This is a genomic window from Mesorhizobium sp. WSM4840, from assembly GCF_055811755.1.
Window position 1 is genome coordinate 1 of record NZ_JBVVQD010000141.1, and the last position, 326, is coordinate 326.

A 326-nucleotide genomic window follows, 5' to 3' on the forward strand; every position below is an offset into this window, starting at 1 on the left:
ACTGGTCTTGAAATACGCGCCGAGCGTCCAGGGCCGGTCGCCATAGCCGGTGATCTCACGGGTAATAGCGACGTAAGCGTTCTCTCCGTCCCATGAGGTCGAACCGTCCTTGTCGTCTACCTGGATTTCGGCAACCTCGATATCGCGGGTACGCTGCGTGCTGAACTCCGCATCCGGTTTGCGCGCCTCATATCCGGCGAGAACCGGATCGCCGAAATTGGCGAGCGGCGTCAGCGGCAGGATGCCGTTCTTCAGCGCATCCGGGGAAGCCAGCCGCTGGTCCGCCAGGATGGATCCGTCGCCATCCAGAATGAAGGCATGCGTGC

At 62.0% G+C, this 326-nt stretch carries 1 pseudogene; it reads right to left on the reverse strand.

What is annotated here, in order from left to right:
* A pseudogene (locus tag AC0L3I_RS37050) lies at positions 1–326 on the reverse strand (adenylate/guanylate cyclase domain-containing protein); the annotation flags it as partial.